The sequence below is a fragment of the Azospira sp. I09 genome, from assembly GCF_009177135.1.
In the GTDB taxonomy this organism is placed as follows: domain Bacteria; phylum Pseudomonadota; class Gammaproteobacteria; order Burkholderiales; family Rhodocyclaceae; genus Azospira; species Azospira oryzae.
In genome coordinates this window covers 952,189-973,113 of record NZ_AP021844.1, presented here as the reverse complement: position 1 = coordinate 973,113, position 20,925 = coordinate 952,189, and the positions used below count along the sequence as shown (strand labels likewise).

The window sequence follows — 20,925 nt, the reverse complement described above, 5'->3', positions numbered from 1 at the left end:
GGTGCAGCGACTGCCGCTAGGGGATCAGAACAGCTCTTCCGCCAGGGCCAGGGTGCCGGTGGCGCCATCGACGATGGAGTCGGTCAGGCCCTGGGCCTTGGTCAGCTGGTGATCGGCGAAGAAGCGGGCGGTGACGATCTTGGCAGCGTAGAACGGGTCGCTGTCGCCGCCGGCGATCTTCTCCTGGGCCACCAGGGCGGCCCGGGCCATCTGCCAGCCGCCGGCAACGATGCCCAGCAGACGCAGGAAGGGCACGGAACCGGCGTGGGCTGCCTTGATGTCGTCCTTGAAGATGGCGACGATCCAGTTGGCGGCCTGTTCCAGGGCATCCACGGCAGCGGCGAAGCGCTTGCGGATGGCGACGAAGTCGGCGCCGTTCTGGGCTGCCAGCTTGGCGTCCAGCTTGCGCATCTCGGCGATCACGGCCTTGATGGTGGCGCCGCCTTCGCGGGCCATCTTGCGGCCGATCAGGTCGTTGGCCTGGATGGCGGTGGTGCCTTCGTAGATGGCGGTGATGCGGGCATCGCGCAGGTGCTGGGCGGCGCCGGTTTCCTCGATGAAGCCCATGCCGCCGTGCACCTGCACGCCTTCGGAGGCCACCTCGATGGACATCTCGGTGCTGTGGCCCTTGACCACGGGGATCATCAGGTCGGCGAAGGCCTGGTTGGCAGCGCGGACGGCTTCGTCCGGATGGTGCTTGGCGGCGTCCATGGCGGCGGCCACCACGTAGGCCAGGGCCCGGGCGGCTTCAGTCTGGGAACGCATGCTCATGAGCAGGCGGCGCACGTCCGGGTGCTTGAGGATGGAGACCTTGGGGCCGCCGCGCACGCCCAGTTCGGTACCCTGGATGCGGTCCTTGGCGTACCACACGGCCTGCTGGTAGGCACGCTCGGCCAGGGCCACGCCTTCCATGCCGACGGCGAAGCGGGCAGCGTTCATCATGATGAACATGTATTCCAGGCCGCGGTTTTCCTCGCCCACCAGGTAGCCGACGGCACCGCCGTGGTCACCGAAGGCCATGACGGCGGTGGGGCTGGCGTGGATGCCCAGCTTGTGTTCGATGGAGACGCAGTAGGCGTCGTTGCGTTCGCCCAGGGAGCCGTCGTCCTTGACCATGAACTTGGGCACGACGAAGAGGGAGATACCCTTCACGCCTTCCGGTGCATTGGGCAGGCGGGCCAGCACCAGATGCACGATGTTCTCGGTCATGTTGTGGTCGCCGTAGGTGATGAAAATCTTCTGGCCGAAGATCTTGTAGCTGCCATCACCCTGGGGTTCGGCGCGGGTGCGCACGGCGGCCAGGTCGGAACCGGCGCTGGGCTCGGTCAGGTTCATGGTGCCGGTCCACTCGCCGCTGACCATCTTCGGCAGGAACTTCTGCTTCAGGGCGTCGGAGCCGGCGGTCATCAGGGCCTCGATGGCACCGGTGGTGAGCATGGGGCACAGGGAGAAGGCCATGTTGGCCGACTTCCACATTTCATTGACGGCGGTGGAGATCAGCTTGGGCAGGCCCTGGCCGCCGAACTCGGGGGAACAGGCCAGCGCGGTCCAGCCGTTCTCGGCGAACTGGGTATAGGCTTCCTTGAAGCCGGCGGGCACGGTGACGGCCTTGTCGTGCCACTTGGAGCCTTCCTGGTCGCCGCTGAAATTGATGGGGGAGAGGACGTTGCCGGCAAACTTGGAGGCTTCCTCCAGAATGGCGTCGGACAGGTCCGTGTCCACTTCCTCGTAGCCCGGCAGTTGCACGACCTGTTCCAGGCCGGCCAGCTCTTTCATGACGAAGTGCATGTCACGCAGGGGGGCATTGTATTGACTCATTCGCGCTTTCTCCTTTGATTAATGGTTGTTGCTTTTGGGTTACTTCTTGGCGAGATAGATGGAATCGTCGAAGGTGCTGATCCACTGGGGGCGGTACACCACCAGGATGGTGACGACCATTCCCGTCAGCCAGGCTTCGGAAAAGCCCAGCAGCAGGAAATAGGGCAGGTAGTCGTCGAGCAGCTTCTCCAGCGGGTAGGCTCCGCCCAGGTAGAGCAGGGCGCTGGCGGCGACGCCGGTGGCCAGGATGGTCAGGGCCGAACCGAAGAAGCCGTTGGCGAAGATGAAGACGAAGGGGTTCTTGCTCAGCCGGCGCTGGTTGAAGCGGTAGATGCCGTAAGCCAGCAGCACCGGTAGGCCGGCCATGACCAGGGCGTTGAGGCCGAAACTCTCCCAACCGGCAGCACCGTTGACCGTGATCCCGGCCAATACCAAGGAAAGGCCGACGAAGGCCAGCCAGGGGCCGAACTCCAGGGTGAAGGTCATGGCGCCGAGGAGGTGCAGGTCGAGCCCGGGCAGGACGCCGGCCTTGATGCTCCACAGCAGGGTGAGGATGACGATGGTGCCCAGCCAGACATTGGACTGGGCACTGTCGCCGAGCCGGCCCCAGGGGGCGCGGCGCAGGGCCAGCAGGAAGACTGTGGCGAACAGCCCCCAGCCCAGCCAGTGCAGGGCCGGGGCGAGGAGGTTGTCCGGCAGGTTCATGCCCGGCGCCTGCGGTGCTTGCGACTGCCTTAGACGGCGGCGGCCAGTTGGGGCACGACCTCGAACAGGTCGGCCACCAGACCGTAATCGGCCACCTGGAAGATGGGGGCTTCCGGGTCCTTGTTGATGGCGACGATGACCTTGGAGTCCTTCATGCCGGCCAGGTGCTGGATGGCGCCGGAGATGCCGATGGCGATATACAGCTGGGGCGCGACGATCTTGCCGGTCTGGCCCACCTGGTAGTCGTTGGGCACGAAGCCGGCATCCACGGCGGCGCGGGAAGCGCCCAGGGCGGCACCCAGCTTGTCGGCCAGGGGCTCCAGCAGGGTCTTGTAGTTCTCCCCGTTACCCAGGCCGCGACCACCGGAAACGATGATCTTGGCGGCGGTCAGCTCGGGGCGCTCGCTCTTGGTCAGTTCCCGGGAGACCAGCTTGGACTTGCCCAGGTCGGGGCCGGCGGCGATGGCCTCGACTGCGGCGGAACCGCCTTCGGCCACGGCTTCAAAGCCGGTGGTACGCACGGTGATGACCTTCACGGCATCGGCGGACTGCACCGTGGCCAGGGCATTGCCGGCGTAGATGGGCCGCACGAAGGTGTCGGCGGACTCGACCCCGACGATGTCGGAGATCTGGGCCACGTCCAGCAGGGCGGCGACGCGGGGCGCGAAGTTCTTGCCGTTGGTGGTGGCGGGGGCAACGATGTGGCTGTAGCCGGCCGCGTTGGCCACCACCAGGGCAGCAACGTTTTCGGCGGTCTGGTCGGCGTAGTGGGCGGCATCGGCCACCTTCACCTTGGCCACACCGGCCAGCTTGGCGGCTTCGGCAGCGGCGTTGGCACAGCCGGAACCGGCCACCAGCACATGGATTTCACCACCGATCTTGGCGGCTGCGGTGACGGCGTTCTTGGTCGCCGCCTTCAGGGATTGGTTGTCGTGTTCGGCAATGACGAGGATAGCCATTAGATCACCTTCGCTTCGTTCTTCAGCTTGCTCACCAGATCGGCCACGTCGGCCACCTTGACGCCGGCCTGGCGCTTGGCGGGCTCGGCCACCTTCAGGGTCTTCAGACGGGGGGCCACGTCCACGCCCAGGTCTTCCGGCTTGATGGTTTCCAGGGGCTTCTTCTTGGCCTTCATGATGTTGGGCAGGGTGGCGTAGCGCGGCTCGTTGAGGCGCAGGTCGGTCGTCACCACGGCCGGCAGGGCCATTTCCAGGGTTTCCAGGCCGCCGTCCACTTCACGGGTCACGGTGGCCTTGCCGTCGGCGATCACCACCTTGGAGGCAAAGGTGGCCTGGGGCCAGCCTTGCAGGGCGGCGAACATCTGGCCGGTCTGGTTGGAGTCGTCGTCGATGGCCTGCTTGCCGAAGATCACCACCTGGGGCTGTTCCTTGTCGGCCACGGCCTTGATCAGCTTGGCCACGGCCAGGGGCTGCAGGTCGGCGTCGGATTCGATCAGGATGCCGCGGTCCGCACCGATGGCCATGGCGGTGCGCAGGGTTTCCTGGCAACCGGCGACACCGGCGGAGACCACGATCACTTCGCTGGCGATGCCGGCTTCCTTGAGGCGAACGGCCTCTTCGACGGCGATTTCGTCGAAGGGGTTCATGGACATTTTGACGTTGGCAATATCAACGCCGGTACCGTCGCTCTTGACGCGCACCTTGACGTTGTAATCCACCACCCGCTTTACTGGTACCAGGACTTTCAATGTATCCTCCTTGGGACTACGCGAATTTGTCTGATGAATCTATCTGAGTATCCTACTCCGTCGGCCACCTTTGTGGGGCGTCTCCCGGCCTGCTCCGGGGAGTTTGACAGCCCCCGGCCCGAACCGCAGAATAGGCCCATACTCGCTGGTATGGATCAGCATACGGTAGCGTACGGAAAAACCCTTGTCAACGGCTTGAGATGAAACAGGAAAAAACAACAAAAGTCCGCACCCAGCTTGACCGCAGCGACTGGATCGAAGCGGCCATCAACGTCCTCGCCGACGAGGGAACCGACGGCCTGCGGGTGGAGGTCCTGGCCAAGAATTTCGGGGTGACCAAGGGCAGTTTCTACTGGCACTTCAAGGACCGTCAGGACCTGCTCATGGCCGTCCTGGAAACCTGGAAGGAAGGCCGCATCAAGGACATCATCAAGCAGACCACGGCCCAGCCCGGCAAGGAACGGGAACAGATCTACCACGTGATCCAGGTGTACAGCCTGGCGCGCAACCGCAAGGGCATCCCCATCGAGCTGGCGGTGCGCGACTGGGCCCGGCGCGATCCCCAGGCGGCGGCCATCGTCGAGGAGGTGGATACGTCGCGGCTGGAGTGCACGCGCAAGCTGTTCGTCGCCTGCGGTCTCTCCGAGAAGGAGGCGAAGAGCCGCAGTCTCATGCTCTACGCCTACGTCTTCGGCCAGAGCCTGATGATCTACGACCATTTCGACGACAACCTGGGCGCCCTGCGCGACTGGATCGCCGACCGCATCGTCCTGCCGACTCCCTGAGCTTTGCCGGACCGCCTTCCTGGCGGTCCTTTCACTCCCGCATCAGTTTCCCTTCCTGCATGCGCAGGCGCCGGCCGCAGCGGGCGGCAATTTCCTCGTCGTGGGTGACCAACACCAGAGTGGTGCCCTGGTCCGCATTGAGCTTGAACATCAGGTCCACGATCTGGTGGCCGGTATGGCCGTCCAGGTTGCCGGTCGGCTCATCGGCCAGCACCAGCTTGGGCTCCAGGGCGAAGGCCCGGGCCAGGGCGACCCGCTGCTGCTCGCCGCCGGAAAGGTGCTTCGGGTAGTGGCGCAGGCGCTGGCTGAGGCCCACCCGTTCCAGCCATTGCCGGGCCTTGGCCGCGGCCTCCCTGATGCCGGCCAGTTCCATGGGCAGCATGACGTTCTCCTCCGCAGTGAGGGAGGGCAGCAGCTGGAAGGACTGGAAGACGAAGCCCAGCATGCGGCCCCGCAGGCGGGCCCGGGCATCTTCGTCGAGGTCGTTGAGATTCTCGCCGTCGAGGCGGACGGAGCCGCTGCTGGGCGAATCCAGGCCGGCCAGGAGGCCGAGCAGGGTGGATTTGCCGGAGCCGGAGGCGCCGACGATGGCCACGGTTTCCCCCGCACTCACGCTGAATTCGATATCGTGCAAAATGGTCAGGGGCGTATCGCCGTTGCTGACGGTCTTGCCCAGACCCACCACTTCCACCAATGAATGTTCGGACATGCGGGAAAAAATCCTTGTCGTTTTGAAGTTGCTGCCCTGGCTGATGCTGCTGGCGGCGCCTGAAGTCATGGCCAGGACCATCCTGGTCTTCGGCGATTCCCTTTCCGCCGGCTACGGCATCCGCCAGGAGGCGGCCTGGCCGGCCCTGCTGCAGAACCGGCTGCAGGAAAGGCGTTTCGATTATAGCGTCGTCAATGCCAGCATCTCCGGCGAAACCACTGCCGGCGGCCGTTCCCGCCTGGAGGCCGCCTTGAGCAAGCACCGGCCTTCGGTGCTGGTGCTGGCCCTGGGGGCCAACGACGGCCTGCGGGGCCTGCCCCTGGCGGTGATGCGGGACAACCTGGCGGCCATGATCAAGGCGGCCCGCCGGCAACAGATCAAGGTGCTGCTGGTGGGCATGCGCCTGCCGCCCAATTTCGGCGCCTATGCCGACGACTTCCACCGCAGCTTCGCCGAACTGGCCCGGCAGGAGAAGCTGGCCTACGTGGATTTCCTGCTGGACGGCGTGGCGGACAAACCCCAGCTGTTCCAGGCGGACAACCTGCATCCCCTGGCCGAGGCCCAGCCGCGCCTGCTCGACAATGTGTGGACGGGGCTGGCGCCCCTGCTCAGCGGGCGCTGACTGCAAGCCCCGGGGTGCCCGGGGATAGCTCGCCGATTACGGCCGCTTCGCCGAAACCGGCGTCGCGGAAGGCTGCCAGCACTTCCGCCGCCGCTTCCGGGGCGCAACTCACCAGGAGGCCGCCGGAGGTCTGGGGGTCGGTGATGAGCTTCTGCTGCCATTCCTCCAGCCCCGCCTCCAGGGCCACTTCATGGCCGTAGCCGGCCCAGTTGCGGTTGGAGGCGCCGGTGGCGATGCCGGCCTGCACGTGTTCCACCGCCTCGGCGATGAGGGGCAGGGCGGCGAAGCGCACATGGGCCGCCAGCCCGGAGCCGCGGCAGATTTCCAGCAGATGGCCGGCCAGGCCGAAGCCGGTGACGTCGGTCATGGCGTGCACCGCCGGCAGTTCGGCCAGCCGGGTGCCGACCCGGTTGAGCTGGGTGGTGTAGGCGATCATGCGGCCATAGCCCTCGGCGGAAAGCTTGCCCTTCTTCAGGGCGGCGGAGAGGATGCCCACGCCCAGGGGCTTGCCCAGGATCAGCACGTCGCCCGCCTTGGCGCCGCTGTTCTTCTTCACCTTGTCCGGATGCACCAGGCCCAGGGCCACCAGGCCGTAGATGGGTTCCAGCACGTCGATGGAATGGCCGCCGGCGATGGGGATGCCCGCCTCGGCACAGACCGAGGCGCCGCCGGAGAGGATGCGCTCGATCACCGGCAGGGGCAGCTTGTCCAGGGGCATGCCCACCAGGGCCAGGGCCAGGATCGGCGTGCCGCCCATGGCGTAGATGTCGGAAATGGCGTTGGTGGCGGCGATGCGGCCGAAGTCGTGGGGATCGTCCACGATCGGGGTGAAGAAATCGGTGGTGGCCACCAGGGCCTGGCTGTCGTTGAGCTTGTAGACCGCCGCATCGTCGGAGGACTCGGTGCCCACCAGCAGCTGGGGCGGAATGAGGGCCGCCGGGGTGGCGGCGAGGATCTGGGAGAGCACGGCCGGGGCAATCTTGCAGCCGCAGCCGCCGCCATGGGAAAAGGAGGTGAGCTTGATGTCGTCCATGGGGTTTGCCGTGGGAAGGTCGGGGAGGGGCGTTAGAATGGCGCCTCTTCCGGAAAAACGCCACCCCGACATGAAACATCCCGCCCTCGCCAGCGTCGCCCAACTGGGTGACTACGATGCCATAATCGACGTCCGCACGCCGGCCGAATTCGCCGAGGACCACGTGCCCGGGGCCATCAACTGTCCGGTGCTGTCCAACGAGGAGCGCGTCACCGTGGGCACCCTGTACAAGCAGGTGTCGCCCTTTGAGGCGAAGAAGGTGGGGGCGGCCCTGATCTCCATAAACATCGCCCGCCACCTGCAGGAGCGCTTCCGCGACATGCCCAAGGAGTGGCGGCCCCTCATCTATTGCTGGCGCGGCGGCCAGCGCAGTGGGGCGATGCAGATCATCTTCCGCCAGATCGGCTGGCGGGCGGACAAGCTGGACGGCGGCTACAAGGCCTTCCGCCAGCACGTCATGGAGCAGATCGACGCCCTGGCGCCGCGCTTTGCCTACCGGGTGGTTTGCGGCGCCACCGGCAGCGGCAAGACCCGCATCCTCCAGGCCCTGGCCCGGCAGGGCGCCCAGGTGCTCGATCTGGAAACCCTGGCGGCCCACAAGGGCTCGGTGCTGGGGGTGCTGCCGGGCGAGCCCCAGCCGGCCCAGAAGGGCTTCGAGACCGCCCTGTGGCAGGCCCTGGCCGGCTTCGACAGCTCCCGGCCGGTGTTCGTCGAGGCCGAGAGCCGCAAGATCGGCCGCCTGCATCTGCCCGACGCCCTGCTCGAGGCGGTGCGGGGCGGCGAGTGTCTGGAGGTGGCGGCCAGCCTGCCGGCCCGGGTGGAATTCCTGCTGCGGGATTACGACTACTTCCTGCAAGACCCGGAATGGCTGGTGCGCCGCCTGGACAACCTGAAGGAGCTGCAGGGCAAGGAAACCGTGGCCCGCTGGCAGGCCCTGGCCCGGGAGGGCGGCTGGTCCCAGCTGGTGCAGGAACTGCTCGACCTGCATTACGACCCCCACTATCGCCGCTCCCAGGGCCAGAACTACCAGGGTCGCCGGCGTCACGATCCTTTCGTCAGCGACGACCTGAGCGACGCCGGCATCGAGGCCCTGGCCGCCAGCATGCTCGCCGCCGCCGGCGCGTGATAGTCTGGCAGGCCCGTCCCCTGGACTTTCCGGAGGTGCCATGCTGATCAAGGCCGACCAGTCCCTGTTGCTGATCATCGACATCCAGGAGCGCCTTGCCCCGGCGATCCACGAGGGCGAGGCCGTCATCGCCCACAATCTGTGGCTGACCCAGGTGGCCCGCCGCCTGGCGGTGCCGGTGCTGGCCACGGTCCAGTATCCCCGGGGCCTGGGCGCCACGGTGCCGGCTCTGGCGGAAATGCTGGCGCCGGAGGAGGTGGTGGAGAAAATCCATTTTTCCGCCGTGGCCGACGGCTGCCTCGACGAGCTGCCCGCCCTGGCCCGCCGCCAGGTGGTCATCACCGGCACCGAAACCCATGTCTGCGTGCTGCAGACGGCCCTGGACCTGCTGGGTCGGGGCAAGGAAGTGTTCGTGGTGGCCGAGGCGGTCGGCTCCCGACGGCCCGAGGACAAGGCCCTGGCCCTGGAGCGCCTGCGCCAGGCCGGCTGCGTCATCGTCTCCCGGGAGATGGTGGCCTTCGAATGGCTGCACCGGGCCGGTACCGACCTGTTCCGCGCGGTGAGCCGGGAATTCATCCGCTAGCCTCCGCCAAGGGCAGGGCCGGAAGGCGCTTCCGGTGGCGTTCTCCGGGATGTCTTACCGGAAATTAAGCAAGGGCGCCATGTTCCAGGTAGGTGCCTTCAAGATCGTTATCCGGTGCGCTTCCTGGCCCGGTGGTGGCCTGGGTGTGCCGGCTCCGGTTTTCATCCCTTATCCTTCATTCCGATTCCATCCCCACAGGAGATGTCCATGCTCAGCGGAAAAGTCGCTCTCGTCACCGGTTCCACCTCCGGCATCGGCCTGGCCGTGGCCCGGGCCCTGGCCCGCAACGGCGCCGCGGTGATGCTCAACGGTTCCCGTCCGGCGGCCGAGGCGGAAGGTCTGCGGGTGGCCATGGCCGCCGAGTTCGGTGTCAAGGTGGCCTACACCTCGGCCGACCTGGCCGATGCTGCCTCGGTGCGGGCCCTGGCGGCGGCTGCCGAGAAACAGCTGGGAGCCGTGGACATCCTGGTGAACAACGCCGGCATCCAGCACGTGGCGGCGGTGGATGAATTCCCCGAAGAGAAGTGGGACCAGCTCATCGCCATCAACCTGTCCTCCGTCTTCCATGCCACCAAGGCCGTGCTGCCGGGCATGAAGGCGCGCAACTGGGGCCGCATCGTCAATATCGCCTCGGCCCACGGCCTGGTGGCCTCGCCCTTCAAGGCGCCCTATACCGCCAGCAAGCACGCGGTGGTGGGCTTTTCCAAGGCGGTGGCCCTGGAGGTGGCGGAGACCGGCATCACCTGCAACGCGGTGTGCCCCGGCTACGTGCGCACGCCCCTGGTGGAAAAGCAGGTGGCGGCCCAGGCCAAGGTGCACAACCTGCCGGAGGATCAGGTGATCCGCGACGTGATCCTGGCGGCCCAGCCCAACAAGCGCTTCCTCGAGGCCGACGACCTGGCCGAGTTCGTGCTGTTCCTCTGTTCCCCCGCCGGCGCCGGCATGACCGGCGCCGCCCTGCCCATGGACGGGGCCTGGACCGCCCGCTGAGGCACGCCGGGGCAGGGCAGGGCGCCCGGTCCCGATTTTCCGGCGTTGGCGGTGCGTTCGCCGGTGTTGGCCGCCCGTTGCCGGCAGGTTTGGAAGGCGGCCGGGTTATCGGCTACAATTCGGCTTTCCCGCAGCTATATCGTCATGACCAAATACGTCTTCGTCACTGGCGGCGTGGTTTCTTCCCTGGGTAAGGGAATTGCCGCTGCCTCTCTGGGTGCGATTCTCGAATCCCGCGGAATCACCGTCACCCACCTCAAGCTTGATCCCTACATCAACGTCGACCCGGGCACCATGAGCCCCTTCCAGCACGGCGAGGTGTTCGTCACCGAAGACGGCGCCGAGACCGACCTGGACCTGGGCCACTACGAGCGCTTCACCAGCGCCAAGATGGGCAAGCGCAACAACTTCACCACCGGCCAGATCTACGACACGGTGCTCAAGAAAGAGCGCCGCGGCGAGTACCTGGGCAAGACCGTGCAGGTCATCCCCCACATCACCGACGAGATCAAGGCCCACATCAAGCGTGGCGCCGAAGGGGCCGACGTGGCCATCGTCGAGGTGGGCGGCACCGTGGGTGACATCGAGTCCCTGCCGTTCCTGGAAGCCATCCGCCAGATGGGCTTCGAGGAAGGCCGCAACAACACCTGTTTCCTGCACCTGACCCTGCTGCCCTACATTCCCACCGCCGGCGAGCTGAAGACCAAGCCGACCCAGCATTCCGTCAAGGAACTGCGGGAAATCGGCATCCAGCCCGACGTGCTGCTGTGCCGCGCCGACCGGGAAATCCCGGAAGACGAAAAGGGCAAGATCGCCCTGTTCTGCAACGTCCAGCGCGAAGCCGTGATCGAGGTGCTGGACGCCGATTCCATCTACAAGATCCCGGCCATGCTGCACGACCAGATGCTGGACGAGATCGTCTGCCACAAGCTGGACATCCTGGCCAAGGCCGCCGACCTCTCCGTGTGGAACGGCCTGGTGGACGCCCTGGAGCACCCCCAGCACAGCGTGGAAATCGCCTTTGTCGGCAAGTACGTGGACCTTACCGAGTCCTACAAGTCCCTCATCGAGGCCCTGAAGCACGCCGGCATCCACACCCGTTCCAAGGTCAACATCCACTACCTGGATTCCGAGGACATCGAGAAGAACGGCTGCGGCGCCCTGAAGGGCATGGATGCCATCCTGGTGCCCGGCGGCTTCGGCAAGCGCGGCACCGAAGGCAAGATCGCCGCCATCCGCTACGCCCGTGAAAACAAGGTGCCCTACCTGGGCATCTGCCTGGGCATGCAGCTGGCCGTGGTGGAGTTCGCCCGGGACGTGGCCGGCATGGCCGGTGCCCACTCCACCGAATTCGAGCAGAACAGCCCCTTCCCGGTGATCGGTCTGATCACCGAATGGCAGGACGCCTCCGGCAAGGTGGAAAAGCGCGACGAAAATTCCGACCTGGGCGGCACCATGCGCCTGGGCGGCCAGCTGTGCCAGCTGGCCGACGGCACCCGGGCCCGCCAGATCTACGGCGCCCCCGAGATCGTCGAACGCCACCGCCACCGCTACGAAGTGAACAACACCCTGCTGGCCCAGCTGGAAGCCAAGGGCCTGGTCGTCGCCGGCCGCGCCCCCGGCACCGACCTGTGCGAAATGGTGGAACTGCCCGCCGACGTGCATCCCTGGTTCGTCGGTTGCCAGTTCCATCCGGAATTCACTTCCACCCCGCGCAACGGCCACCCCCTGTTCACCTCCTTCGTCCAGGCTGCCCTGAAGCAGCAACAGGCGACCGCCAAATGAAACTGTGCGACTTCGAGGTTGGCCTCGACCAGCCGATTTTCCTCATCGCCGGCCCCTGCGTCGCCGAGTCCGAGCAGCTGTGCGTGGACGTGGCCGGCCAGATGAAGGAAATCTGTGGCCGCCTGGGCATCCCCTACATCTTCAAGGCGTCCTACGACAAGGCCAACCGCAGCTCCGGCAAGAGCTTCCGCGGCCTGGGCATGGATGCCGGCCTGAAGATCCTGGAGAACGTGCGCCGCCAGATCGGCGTGCCGGTGCTCACCGATGTGCACACCGAAGCCGAGGTGCCCGCCGTGGCCGCCGTGGTGGACGTGCTACAGACCCCGGCCTTCCTCTGCCGCCAGACCGATTTCATCCACGCCGTGGCCGCTTCCGGCAAGCCGGTGAATATCAAGAAGGGCCAGTTCCTGGCCCCCGGCGACATGAAGAACGTGGTGGACAAGGCCCGGGAAGCCAACGGCGGCGCCGACACCATCATGGTCTGCGAGCGCGGCGCCTCCTTCGGCTACAACAACCTGGTCTCGGACATGCGCTCCCTGGCCATCATGCGCGACACCGCCTGCCCGGTGGTGTTCGACGCCACCCATAGCGTGCAGCTGCCCGGCGGGCAGGGCACCGCTTCCGGCGGCCAGCGCGAGTTCGTGCCGGTGCTGGCCCGGGCCGCCGTGGCCAGCGGCGTGGCCGGCCTGTTCATGGAAACCCATCCAAACCCGGCCTGCGCTATGTCCGACGGCCCCAACGCCTGGCCCCTGGACCGCATGGAATCCCTGCTCCGGGTGCTGGTGGGCATCGACCGTCTGGTCAAGTCCGGCCCCCTGGAAGAGCTGGGCCTCTGATGATCGCCCACGTCGTCCTGTTCAAGACCAAGCCCGGCATCGCCACCAACGATCCCCGGGTGGTGGCCCTGCTGGGCGAGCTGGACCAGTTGCCCAAGGCGGTGCCGGGCATCGTCACCTGGAAGCACGGCCCCAACGTGACCCTGGACCCCCAGGCCTGGGATTACGCCGTCTATGCCGAGTTCGAGACGGAAGGGGCGCTGCAGCGCTACTACGACAACGAGGTTCACGCCGACATCGTGCGGCGCTGGGACGAGATCGGCATGCTGCTCTTCTCCGACGTGAAGCTCTGAGATTTCCGCCATGGCCGCTTACCTCCTCGCCGAAGCCAGCGTCACCGATCCGGTGGCCTACGAGACCTACAAGCAGCTGGCCCAGACCGCCATCGCCCAGTACGGCGGCCGCTACCTGGTGCGGGGCGGCGCCAGCGAGGTGCTGGAAGGGGGCTGGAGCAAGCCGCCGCGGCTGGTGGTGGTGGAGTTCGAGAGCGTGGAGCAGGCCAAGAAATTCTACGATTCCCCGGAATACCGGGCGGCTCGTGCAGCAAGAAAAGAGGCGGCGGACATGAACATGCTCGTCGTCCAGGGTGTTTGAAGTTTTTAGTTTGCAACTTTTAAGAGCAAAGGGAGAAACATGAGCTCTGTCGTTGATGTCGTCGCCCGCGAAATCCTGGATTCCCGCGGCAATCCCACCGTTGAAGTCGATGTGCTGCTGGAATCCGGCGTCATGGGCCGTGCCGCCGTGCCGTCCGGCGCCTCCACCGGTTCCCGGGAAGCCATCGAACTGCGCGACGGCGAAGCCGGCCGCTATCTGGGCAAGGGCGTGCTCAAGGCCGTCGAGAACGTGAACACCGAAATCTCCGAGGCCATCATCGGCCTGGACGCCCAGGAACAGGCCTTCATCGACAAGACCCTGATCGACCTGGACGGCACCGAAAACAAGTCCCGCCTTGGCGCCAACGCCATGCTGGCCGTCTCCATGGCCGTGGCCAAGGCTGCTGCTGAAGAAGCCGGCCTGCCCCTGTACCGCTACTTCGGCGGCATGGGCCCGATGCAGATGCCGGTGCCGATGATGAACATCATCAACGGCGGTGCCCACGCCAACAACAGCCTGGACATCCAGGAATTCATGGTCATGCCCGTGGGCGCTTCCACCTTCCGCGAAGCCCTGCGCTGCGGCGCCGAAATCTTCCACGCCCTGAAGAAGCTGCTGGACAAGAAGGGCTTCTCCACCGCCGTGGGCGACGAAGGCGGTTTCGCTCCCAACCTGGGCAGCCACGCCGAAGCCATCCAGCTGTGCATGCAGGCCATCGAGAACGCCGGCTACACCCCGGGCCAGGATGTGCTGATCGCCCTGGACTGCGCCGCTTCCGAGTTCTACAAGGACGGCAAGTACCACCTGGCCGGTGAAGGTCTGCAGCTGACCTCCGCCCAGTTCGTGGACTACCTGGCCAACCTGGCCGACCAGTTCCCCATCGTTTCCATCGAGGACGGCATGGCCGAAGGCGACTGGGACGGCTGGAAGCTGCTGACCGAGCGTCTGGGCCAGAAGGTGCAGATCGTCGGCGACGACCTCTTCGTCACCAACACCAAGATCCTCAAGGAAGGCATCGACAAGGGCATCGCCAATTCCATCCTGATCAAGATCAACCAGATCGGCACCCTGTCCGAAACCTTCGCCGCCGTGGAAATGGCCAAGCGCGCCGGCTACACCGCCGTCATCTCCCACCGCTCCGGTGAGACCGAAGACAGCACCATCGCCGACATCGCCGTGGGCCTCAACGCCGGCCAGATCAAGACCGGCTCCCTGTCCCGCTCCGACCGCATCGCCAAGTACAACCAGCTGCTGCGCATCGAAGAGGACCTGGGCGATACCGCCTCCTACCCCGGCCGCGAAACCTTCTATAACCTGAAGTAAGGCCGACAGGGCCGGGAAGTTCCAATCCCGGCCCTTTTCGCATCCAACTATCGCCCGACCTCACCAATCACCCCATTCCATGCGCTGGCTCACCATCGGACTCATCGCCCTCATCACCCTGCTCCAGTATCCCCTGTGGCTGGGCAAGGGCGGCTGGCTGAAAGTCTGGGACGTGGACCGGCAACTGCAGCAGCAGAAGGACGCCAACCGCAAGCTGGAAGTGCGCAATGGCGGCCTCGATGCGGAAGTGCGGGATTTGAAGCAGGGTTACGACGCCATCGAGGAACGGGCCCGTTTCGAGCTGGGCATGATCAAGGGCGACGAGGTCTTCGTGCAGTTGCCGGAGAAGGCGCCGGAACGCCCCGCCGAGCCGGCACCGGAAGTGCCGCCGGCGAAGAAGGCCCGGGCCTCCCGCTAGTCGCGGTGCAGCACAAGGGAAAGGCAGACATCTGGCTGCCTTTTTTCTTTGCTCGGCGCTGCTGTTGCAGTCAGCCGGCGGCGGCCTGGCCATTGCCGTCCTCTCCGGCAGCAATGGGCTTGGCGCCGCAATGGTTGTATAGCGCAACCATATTTCAGCCCGTCGGGAGGCGACATGGCAGATCCGGAACAGGCCCTGGTGGATGGCATCCGCGCCGCCTCGCGCCAGATGGTGCGGGAACTGGGATTCATACAGGCGACCCTGGCTGCCACCGACTACCCGGCCTCCGCCGTGCATGCCCTCATCGAGCTGGGCAAGCACGGCAGCATGAGCGCCGCGGCCATCGCCGCCTGTCTCGGCCTGGACAAGTCCAGCGTCAGCCGCATGCTGCGCAAGCTGGTGGATGCCGGCGAACTGACGGAGACGGTGAGCGATCACGATGGCCGCATCAAGAATCTGTCTTTGACGGCCCGGGGCCGCCGCACCCTGGCGGCGGTGGAGGCCTATGGCCGGCGGCAGGTGGAGGAGGCGCTGCAGCACATGGCGCCGGAGTCCCGCGGACTGGTTCACGCCGGGCTCGAAGCCTATGCCCGGGCCCTCGCCCAGGCGCGCAGCGGCGCCGCCGGAGCGGTCATTTCCCCGGTGCGGATCTGTCCGGGCTATCGGGTTGGGGTGATCGGCAGGGTGACCGAGATGCACGGGCTCTTCTACGCCCGCCACGCGGGCTTCGGCCAGTATTTCGAAAGCCAGGTGGCGACCGGCCTGGCGGAGTTCTGCGGGCGGCTGCAGCGCCCGGGCAACGGCCTGTGGGTCGCCTTGCAGGGGGAGCGTATCGTCGGCTCGGTGGCCATCGACGGCGAGGATCTGGGTCCCGGCCTCGCCCATCTGCGCTGGTTCATCGTCGACGGGGCGGTGCGCGGCGGCGGTGTCGGCCAGCGTCTGCTGCAGGCGGCGCTGGCCCATTGCGACGGCTACGGCTTTGCCGAGACCCGGCTGTGGACCTTTGCCGGTCTCGAGGCGGCCCGCCATCTCTACGAAGCCAGGGGCTTCGTGCTGGGGGAGGAGCGCCAGGGCCGGCAGTGGGGCGAGACGGTGACGGAGCAGCTGTTCGTCCGCCCGGGCGTCGCGGGGTAAGTCCCAGGAGCGCCATCGGCTGGCGAAATGGGTTGAGAAGCGGGGTTGAGAAGCGGGCTGAGGAGCGGGGCTGAGGAGCGCCTCTGCCCCCTTTTGGAAGGGGGCAGCCGTTCAGCTATCCGGAGGTCTAGCCGGGGGGGCTCAGTGCAGCAGGCGCGGCGGCTGTTCCGCCTGTTCTTCCGGCATTTCCGTGTGCATCAGTTCGCCCTCGCCGTTGGGATAGAGGGGCGCGCCGCAGTCGTCGCAGAATTCGAAGGGGAAACGGTGGTCGTGCACCACGATGTCGGTGACGCCGCATTCCCGCAGCACGGCTTCCATTTCCGCCACGGATTCGCTGTTTTCGTCCTCGGTGCCGATGAGGGCCCAGACGACGCCGTGGATGACCTTGTCCGCCTGGGAGTGGAGGGAGAAGCCGAGGCGGTATTCCTCCAGGCGCTGGTCGTGGAAGGGGCCGATGGCCACCCGCAGGGAGGCCGGCTCGACCCCCATGACGGTCTGCAGGAAGGCGACGGAGGCGCGCAGGGAATAGGGCCGGGAATCCTTGTCCGCTTGGCGGCAGGCGGCATGGTAGGCGTCGGGCAGCAGGGCCTCGTAGGCGCAGCCGGTGAGCAGGGGCTCCAGAGCGGCGCCGCCCTGCTGGCGCCACTGCTGGCGTGCCACTTCCCGGTTGCCTTCCACCTCGTGCCAGTAGAAGAGGGGGCTGTGGCGGGGCACGGCGATGGCGGCCAGGAGGTAGCGGGTGTCGGAGAGGAAACGGTTGGTCTCCGGCATTTCCCGGGTGTCCAGGGCCATGTCCTGGCCGGCCAGGGCGCAGCGGCCCAGCTCGTTGGTGAGGCGGTAGGTGTCGCTGTAGCTGCGGGGCAGCTGGTCCGGGCTGAAGAGGAAATCCACCACGGCGACGCGGGCCTCGGCTGCCAGGACGTGGCCGCACAGCTGGGCCTTGAGGGCGGCCAGGGTACCGGCGGGGATGTTGGCGGTGGGAATGCCGAAGCGGGACCAGGCCAGCACCGGCGCCGCCACCAGCAGCACGTCGTAGTCCTGGCCCTGGTGGCTGATGAGGCACGACTCGGCCCGGGATTCCACCATGTCCGCCAGCTCGTCGTGGGCCTGGGCGTTGGTTTCGTAGAGGCGGTCCAGGGCCGCCGTCAGTTCCTCCTCGTTGCCGTCGGCCAGCAGCTGCTCCACCAGGGCCCCCAGGCGTGCTTCCCAGAAGGCATCCTCCAGTTTGCCGCCGGATTCGGCGAGGCCGGTGGCCAGCCAGGAGAGTTGGGAGACATCGCGGGAGACGCGGGAGCGGGAGCCGAAGCGGGGTCGTTTCATGGTGATGAACTGCTCGAGGTGCCGGAACAAAGCGGGCGAAGCCGTAATTCTATCAACCTGCGGCCTGGTCCCGGGATTCTTCTGTGTCCTGGGGACGAGGCGGCATGAGGAATTCCCGGGGGGCCTGCCGGAAACGGGCGAACAGACTGGCGATCAGGCGACGTCCCTGGGCAAAGGAGACCTGGCGCGCCTTGAGGGCCACATACAGCGCCAGGGCAAAGCTGACGCCGAGATTGGCCATGCCCACCAGGGCCACTCCCAGGCCTGCCAGGGCCAGTTCCTGCCAGGGGGCGGCGAAGTCCAGGGCGACGGCGGCGTAGCCCAGGTAGGCGGAGGAGAAGGCGATGTGGCGGATGTCCACCGGCAGGCCGAAGAGCACGCCGATGGCGGTCATGCCGCCGAGGAGGAAGCCGAAGAAGAAATTGCCGGCCAGGGCGCCCAGGTTGTTTTCCACGTAGGCGGCGACCCGTCGCATGCGGGCTTCGCCGAACAGGCGCTGGGGCCATTCCAGCTGCAGCAGGCGCTGGGGGATGCGGTTGTAGGCGGCCAGGTTGTCGTAATAGCCGGCGATGAGGCCGGCGAGGAACAGGCAGACCCCGGCCACGCCGGCGTAGAGGATGGCACCGCTGTGCCAGGGATGCACGTCGGCCAGCAGGTGGTGGGCCTTTTCCGGTCCGATGAAGGGCGTGCCGCCCATGCTGCCGAGGACGAAGGCGATGAGCATGGCCATGGGAATGGCCAGGCCCACGTTGCCGATGATGGCGGCGATCTGGCTGCGGCAGGTGCGGGCCACCAGGCCGGCCAGGTTGTCCAGGTTCCGCGGTGTGGCGTTGCCGCCGGGGCCGGTGGCCTCGTCGATGCTGGCGGCGATGGCGTTGGCGGTCATGGCCGGCTGCTTGGTGGCGACGGTGCCATGGAGGATGTGGATGAGGACGAAGCCCAGGCCGTAGTTGAGGCAGAAGGCCAGGGCCTCGGTCAGGGGCGGCAGGTGCAGCTTGGCCAGTTCCAGCTTGATGAGGGCCATGAAGGCGATGACGAAGCCGCCGAGCAGGGCCGAGCGCAAGAGGGCGAAGTATTCGCTGCGGCTCTCGGTGATGTAGTGCTCGCCGGTGCGGCCCGCATTCTCGGTGACGCGGCGGGCCAGCAGTTCCATGTTCTGGCGCCAGTAGGTGCCCAGGTCGTTCTTGCGGCACTCGGCCCGCACCAGCTGCTTGAACAGGGTCACCAGGGCCGGCAGGGCATCCTGCAGGCAGCGTTCCTGACGCAACTGGCGCAGGACGGCGAGGAGGGCCTCGGCCCGCTCCAGATGCTGGCGCAGCCGCTGCAGGTGGAAGGTGAGGGAGAGGCTGGTGCCTTCCCGGGCGGCCCGGTTGCGGATGCGGTCGCCGATGCCCCGGCACTGGTCGAACAGCACCAGCAGCTGGCGGTCGTCCTCCGCCGCAAATTCCGGCTCCCGCCACCACTGCTCGAACTGCTTGAGGAAGCGCAGCATCTCGGCGTTCTGGGCCAGGAAGGGGGACTCGAAGTTCTCGATGCTCGGTTCCACCCGCAGCAGTTCCGGCTCCAGGCCGATGGCGCTGATGCGGTAGGAAATGACCAGCAGGCCTTCCAGCAGCTGGGCCAGGGCCGGCGCCATGGGGGCGCCGCGAACGCTGCTGCGGCCCAGGTCGAGCAGGGTGAACAGGGCCAGCCATTCGGCGTCGGCGATGCCGTCCACCCACACCTCGTCGTCCGGCTCGGGGAACAGCAGGCCGAGCACGTCCTTCAGGTATTCGGGCGCCACCACGTCGGGCAGCAGGGTGCGAGAGAGGCGGCGGGCGGTCTCGGAAAAGAAGCCGGTGTTGGGAAAGACGCCGGCATCCACATAGAGGGAGACCTGTTTTTTCTCGGCGAAGAGGCGCAGCAGGGCCAGGCGCAGGCCGTCCCGCAGCTCGGGGCGGGTCTGCAGCAGGTAGCAGAGGGCGTGCAGGGCCTGGGTGGCGGCCGCCGTGTCGTCGCTGTCGGCGGGACGCAGGGCGTCCACCAGTTCGATGAGGGGGGGCAGGAGGTCGCCGTCGGGGTTGGCGGCCAGGTCGCAGAGGCGCTGCAGCAGGGTTTCCAGGGGCTGGGGGGAAAGGGAGCGTGTCATAATGTTCTAATTCGTCCTTTTGACTTTCCGGTAGAAGATTTTGCCATGATTTTCGTCATCTCCCCGGCCAAGAGCCTGGATTTCGACACTCCGCCGGTGACGGCGGAATATACCCAGCCCGACTTCCTGGAGCGTTCCGCCGTCCTCGTGCAGCGCCTGCGGGAACTGTCGCCGGCGGAGCTGTCCCGGCTGATGGACATCTCCGACGCCCTGGCCGTGCTCAATGTCACCCGCTACGCCGAATGGGCGCCGCCCTTCACCCCGACCAATGCCAAGCAGGCCCTGCTGGCCTTCAACGGCGACGTGTATGAGGGCCTGGATGCCGCCTCCCTGCCGCCCGCTGGCCTGGCCTGGTGTCAGCAGCATCTGCGCATTCTCTCCGGCCTCTACGGCCTGCTGCGGCCCCTGGACCTGATCCAGCCCTACCGCCTGGAAATGGGCACCAAGCTGAGCAACATCGCGGGCAAGGACCTCTATGCCTTCTGGGGCGAGGACATCACGCAGGCCCTCAATGCCGCCATGCCCCAGTCGGGGCCGGCGGTGCTGGTGAACCTGGCTTCCGAGGAATACTTCAAGGCGGTCAGGCCCAAGGCCCTCAAGGCCCGCATCGTCAATTGCGTCTTCGAGGACTGGAAGGGCGGCCGCTACAAGATCATCAGCTTCTACGCCAAGCGGGCGCGGGGCCTCATGGTGCGCTATGCCGCCAGCCACGGCCTGACCCAGCCGGAAGGGCTGCAGGGTTTCAATGTGGACGGCTACGCCTTCGTCCCCGAGATTTCCGACGCGGACACCTATATTTTCCGGCGTCGGGTGGAGGCTTAAGGCATGCGTTTCGAACATCTGGTGGAAGTGAACGATCCGGACAATCCCCTGGCCTTCACCCTGGAACGGGAGCACCTGTGGGCCGGCCTCATGGCCCGGGTGGAGGATTCGGTGCCCTTCCTGCCCGGCATGGTGGAGTGCCGCATCCTCTCCCGGGAAGCGGGGGCGGTGGAGCGGCTGCTGGTCTTCGGTGCCGCCGAGGTGCGGGACCGGGCCAGCTATGTGGAGGCCGAGTGGGTCTGCTTCGAGACCCGGCGCACGGCCCAGCATGCCGGCGGCAGCCTCTCCATCCGCATCGAGGAGCCGGAGGCGGGGCGCCTCTTCCTGCGCTTCACCTACGAGACTTCCTTCGCCGAGCCGGGGGATGACCCGGAGGCCGTCGCCTACGTGGATTACATCCGGGCGGCCTACCATGCGGCAGACCTGGACACCCTGGCGGTGATCCGGGAACTGGCCATGGCCCGTGCCACCCACTAGACTGAAGGC

Annotated in this window: 22 protein-coding genes; 14 read left to right on the top strand and 8 right to left on the bottom strand. The window is 66.7% G+C overall.

What is annotated here, in order from left to right:
- Positions 1-24 precede the first annotated feature (24 nt).
- Genes AZSP09_RS04525 through AZSP09_RS04510 form a run of 4 tightly spaced genes read right to left on the bottom strand, consistent with a single transcriptional unit; the run spans position 25 to position 4,231 of the window.
- Positions 25-1,818, bottom strand: coding sequence for an acyl-CoA dehydrogenase (locus AZSP09_RS04525; protein WP_152089309.1), 1,794 nt, complete (start codon positions 1,816-1,818; stop codon positions 25-27).
- A gap of 39 nt (positions 1,819-1,857) precedes the next feature.
- Positions 1,858-2,523: an energy-coupling factor ABC transporter permease gene (locus AZSP09_RS04520; RefSeq protein WP_152089308.1), complete on the bottom strand. Its 666-nt coding sequence runs from the start codon at positions 2,521-2,523 to the stop codon at positions 1,858-1,860.
- 29 nt (positions 2,524-2,552) lie between these two features.
- Positions 2,553-3,482, bottom strand: a complete 930-nt coding sequence (locus tag AZSP09_RS04515; RefSeq protein WP_152089307.1) for an electron transfer flavoprotein subunit alpha/FixB family protein — start codon at positions 3,480-3,482, stop codon at positions 2,553-2,555.
- Positions 3,482-4,231, bottom strand: a complete 750-nt coding sequence (locus tag AZSP09_RS04510; protein ID WP_014237360.1) for an electron transfer flavoprotein subunit beta/FixA family protein — start codon at positions 4,229-4,231, stop codon at positions 3,482-3,484. Before AZSP09_RS04510 ends, AZSP09_RS04515 begins: the two co-directional genes overlap by 1 nt.
- 200 nt (positions 4,232-4,431) lie before the next feature.
- On the opposite strand from AZSP09_RS04510, the gene AZSP09_RS04505 reads away from it, so the two are divergent.
- On the top strand, positions 4,432-5,016 hold the full coding sequence (locus AZSP09_RS04505) for a TetR/AcrR family transcriptional regulator (RefSeq protein WP_014237361.1): 585 nt from the start codon (positions 4,432-4,434) through the stop codon (positions 5,014-5,016).
- Positions 5,017-5,047: 31 nt separating this feature from the next.
- On the opposite strand, the gene AZSP09_RS04500 is transcribed toward AZSP09_RS04505, so the two are convergent.
- The gene (locus tag AZSP09_RS04500) at positions 5,048-5,725 is read right to left on the bottom strand and encodes an ABC transporter ATP-binding protein (protein ID WP_152089306.1); all 678 of its coding nucleotides are present in this window, start codon (positions 5,723-5,725) and stop codon (positions 5,048-5,050) included.
- Here AZSP09_RS04500 and AZSP09_RS04495 point away from each other — a divergent pair.
- On the top strand, positions 5,724-6,347 hold the full coding sequence (locus AZSP09_RS04495) for an arylesterase (RefSeq protein ID WP_152089305.1): 624 nt from the start codon (positions 5,724-5,726) through the stop codon (positions 6,345-6,347). The genes AZSP09_RS04500 and AZSP09_RS04495 overlap by 2 nt on opposite strands.
- Here the strand turns inward: AZSP09_RS04495 and selD are convergent.
- On the bottom strand, positions 6,334-7,380 hold the full coding sequence (gene selD, locus AZSP09_RS04490; protein WP_152089304.1) for a selenide, water dikinase SelD: 1,047 nt from the start codon (positions 7,378-7,380) through the stop codon (positions 6,334-6,336). The two genes, AZSP09_RS04495 and selD, sit on opposite strands and share 14 nt — an antisense overlap.
- Positions 7,381-7,450: 70 nt before the next feature.
- Here selD and mnmH point away from each other — a divergent pair, with 70 nt between their 5' ends.
- The 10 genes from mnmH to AZSP09_RS04440 all read left to right on the top strand — a co-directional run bounded on the left by mnmH (position 7,451) and on the right by AZSP09_RS04440 (position 16,169).
- Entirely contained in the window at positions 7,451-8,506 is a 1,056-nt protein-coding gene (mnmH, locus tag AZSP09_RS04485) for a tRNA 2-selenouridine(34) synthase MnmH (RefSeq protein WP_232058849.1), read from the top strand.
- Between the two features lie 40 nt (positions 8,507-8,546).
- Entirely contained in the window at positions 8,547-9,089 is a 543-nt protein-coding gene (locus AZSP09_RS04480; RefSeq protein WP_152089302.1) for a hydrolase, read from the top strand.
- A 207-nt stretch (positions 9,090-9,296) separates the two neighbouring features.
- The gene (locus AZSP09_RS04475; protein WP_152089301.1) at positions 9,297-10,079 is read left to right on the top strand and encodes a 3-hydroxybutyrate dehydrogenase; all 783 of its coding nucleotides are present in this window, start codon (positions 9,297-9,299) and stop codon (positions 10,077-10,079) included.
- 144 nt (positions 10,080-10,223) lie between these two features.
- Positions 10,224-11,864: a CTP synthase gene (locus AZSP09_RS04470; RefSeq protein WP_014237368.1), complete on the top strand. Its 1,641-nt coding sequence runs from the start codon at positions 10,224-10,226 to the stop codon at positions 11,862-11,864.
- Positions 11,861-12,700: a 3-deoxy-8-phosphooctulonate synthase gene (gene kdsA, locus AZSP09_RS04465; RefSeq protein ID WP_152089300.1), complete on the top strand. Its 840-nt coding sequence runs from the start codon at positions 11,861-11,863 to the stop codon at positions 12,698-12,700. Before AZSP09_RS04470 ends, kdsA begins: the two co-directional genes overlap by 4 nt.
- Entirely contained in the window at positions 12,700-12,993 is a 294-nt protein-coding gene (locus tag AZSP09_RS04460; RefSeq protein WP_014237370.1) for a Dabb family protein, read from the top strand. The genes kdsA and AZSP09_RS04460 overlap by 1 nt, the downstream gene beginning before the upstream one ends.
- A 10-nt stretch (positions 12,994-13,003) precedes the next feature.
- Positions 13,004-13,294, top strand: coding sequence for a DUF1330 domain-containing protein (locus tag AZSP09_RS04455; RefSeq protein WP_014237371.1), 291 nt, complete (start codon positions 13,004-13,006; stop codon positions 13,292-13,294).
- A 39-nt stretch (positions 13,295-13,333) separates the two neighbouring features.
- Positions 13,334-14,617, top strand: coding sequence for a phosphopyruvate hydratase (gene eno / locus AZSP09_RS04450; protein WP_014237372.1), 1,284 nt, complete (start codon positions 13,334-13,336; stop codon positions 14,615-14,617).
- A 79-nt stretch (positions 14,618-14,696) separates the two neighbouring features.
- Positions 14,697-15,035 (top strand): cell division protein FtsB, encoded by a 339-nt coding sequence (ftsB, locus tag AZSP09_RS04445; RefSeq protein ID WP_014237373.1) that lies wholly within the window; start codon positions 14,697-14,699, stop codon positions 15,033-15,035.
- Positions 15,036-15,209: 174 nt separating this feature from the next.
- On the top strand, positions 15,210-16,169 hold the full coding sequence (locus AZSP09_RS04440; protein WP_152089299.1) for a bifunctional helix-turn-helix transcriptional regulator/GNAT family N-acetyltransferase: 960 nt from the start codon (positions 15,210-15,212) through the stop codon (positions 16,167-16,169).
- 141 nt (positions 16,170-16,310) lie between these two features.
- On the opposite strand, the gene AZSP09_RS04435 is transcribed toward AZSP09_RS04440, so the two are convergent.
- Positions 16,311-17,489 carry a DUF2863 family protein gene (locus AZSP09_RS04435; RefSeq protein WP_152089298.1) on the bottom strand — a complete coding sequence of 393 codons (1,179 nt, stop codon included), beginning with the start codon at positions 17,487-17,489 and terminating at the stop codon, positions 16,311-16,313.
- A gap of 52 nt (positions 17,490-17,541) precedes the next feature.
- The gene (locus tag AZSP09_RS04430) at positions 17,542-19,617 is read right to left on the bottom strand and encodes a site-specific recombinase (RefSeq protein ID WP_152089297.1); all 2,076 of its coding nucleotides are present in this window, start codon (positions 19,615-19,617) and stop codon (positions 17,542-17,544) included.
- A 45-nt stretch (positions 19,618-19,662) separates the two neighbouring features.
- On the opposite strand from AZSP09_RS04430, the gene yaaA reads away from it, so the two are divergent.
- Both yaaA and AZSP09_RS04420 read left to right on the top strand, forming a co-directional pair.
- Entirely contained in the window at positions 19,663-20,439 is a 777-nt protein-coding gene (gene yaaA, locus AZSP09_RS04425; protein WP_152089296.1) for a peroxide stress protein YaaA, read from the top strand.
- A gap of 3 nt (positions 20,440-20,442) precedes the next feature.
- A complete protein-coding gene (locus tag AZSP09_RS04420; protein ID WP_152089295.1) occupies positions 20,443-20,916 on the top strand; it encodes an AtaL-like protein in 474 nt (157 codons plus the stop codon).
- Positions 20,917-20,925 lie beyond the last annotated feature (9 nt).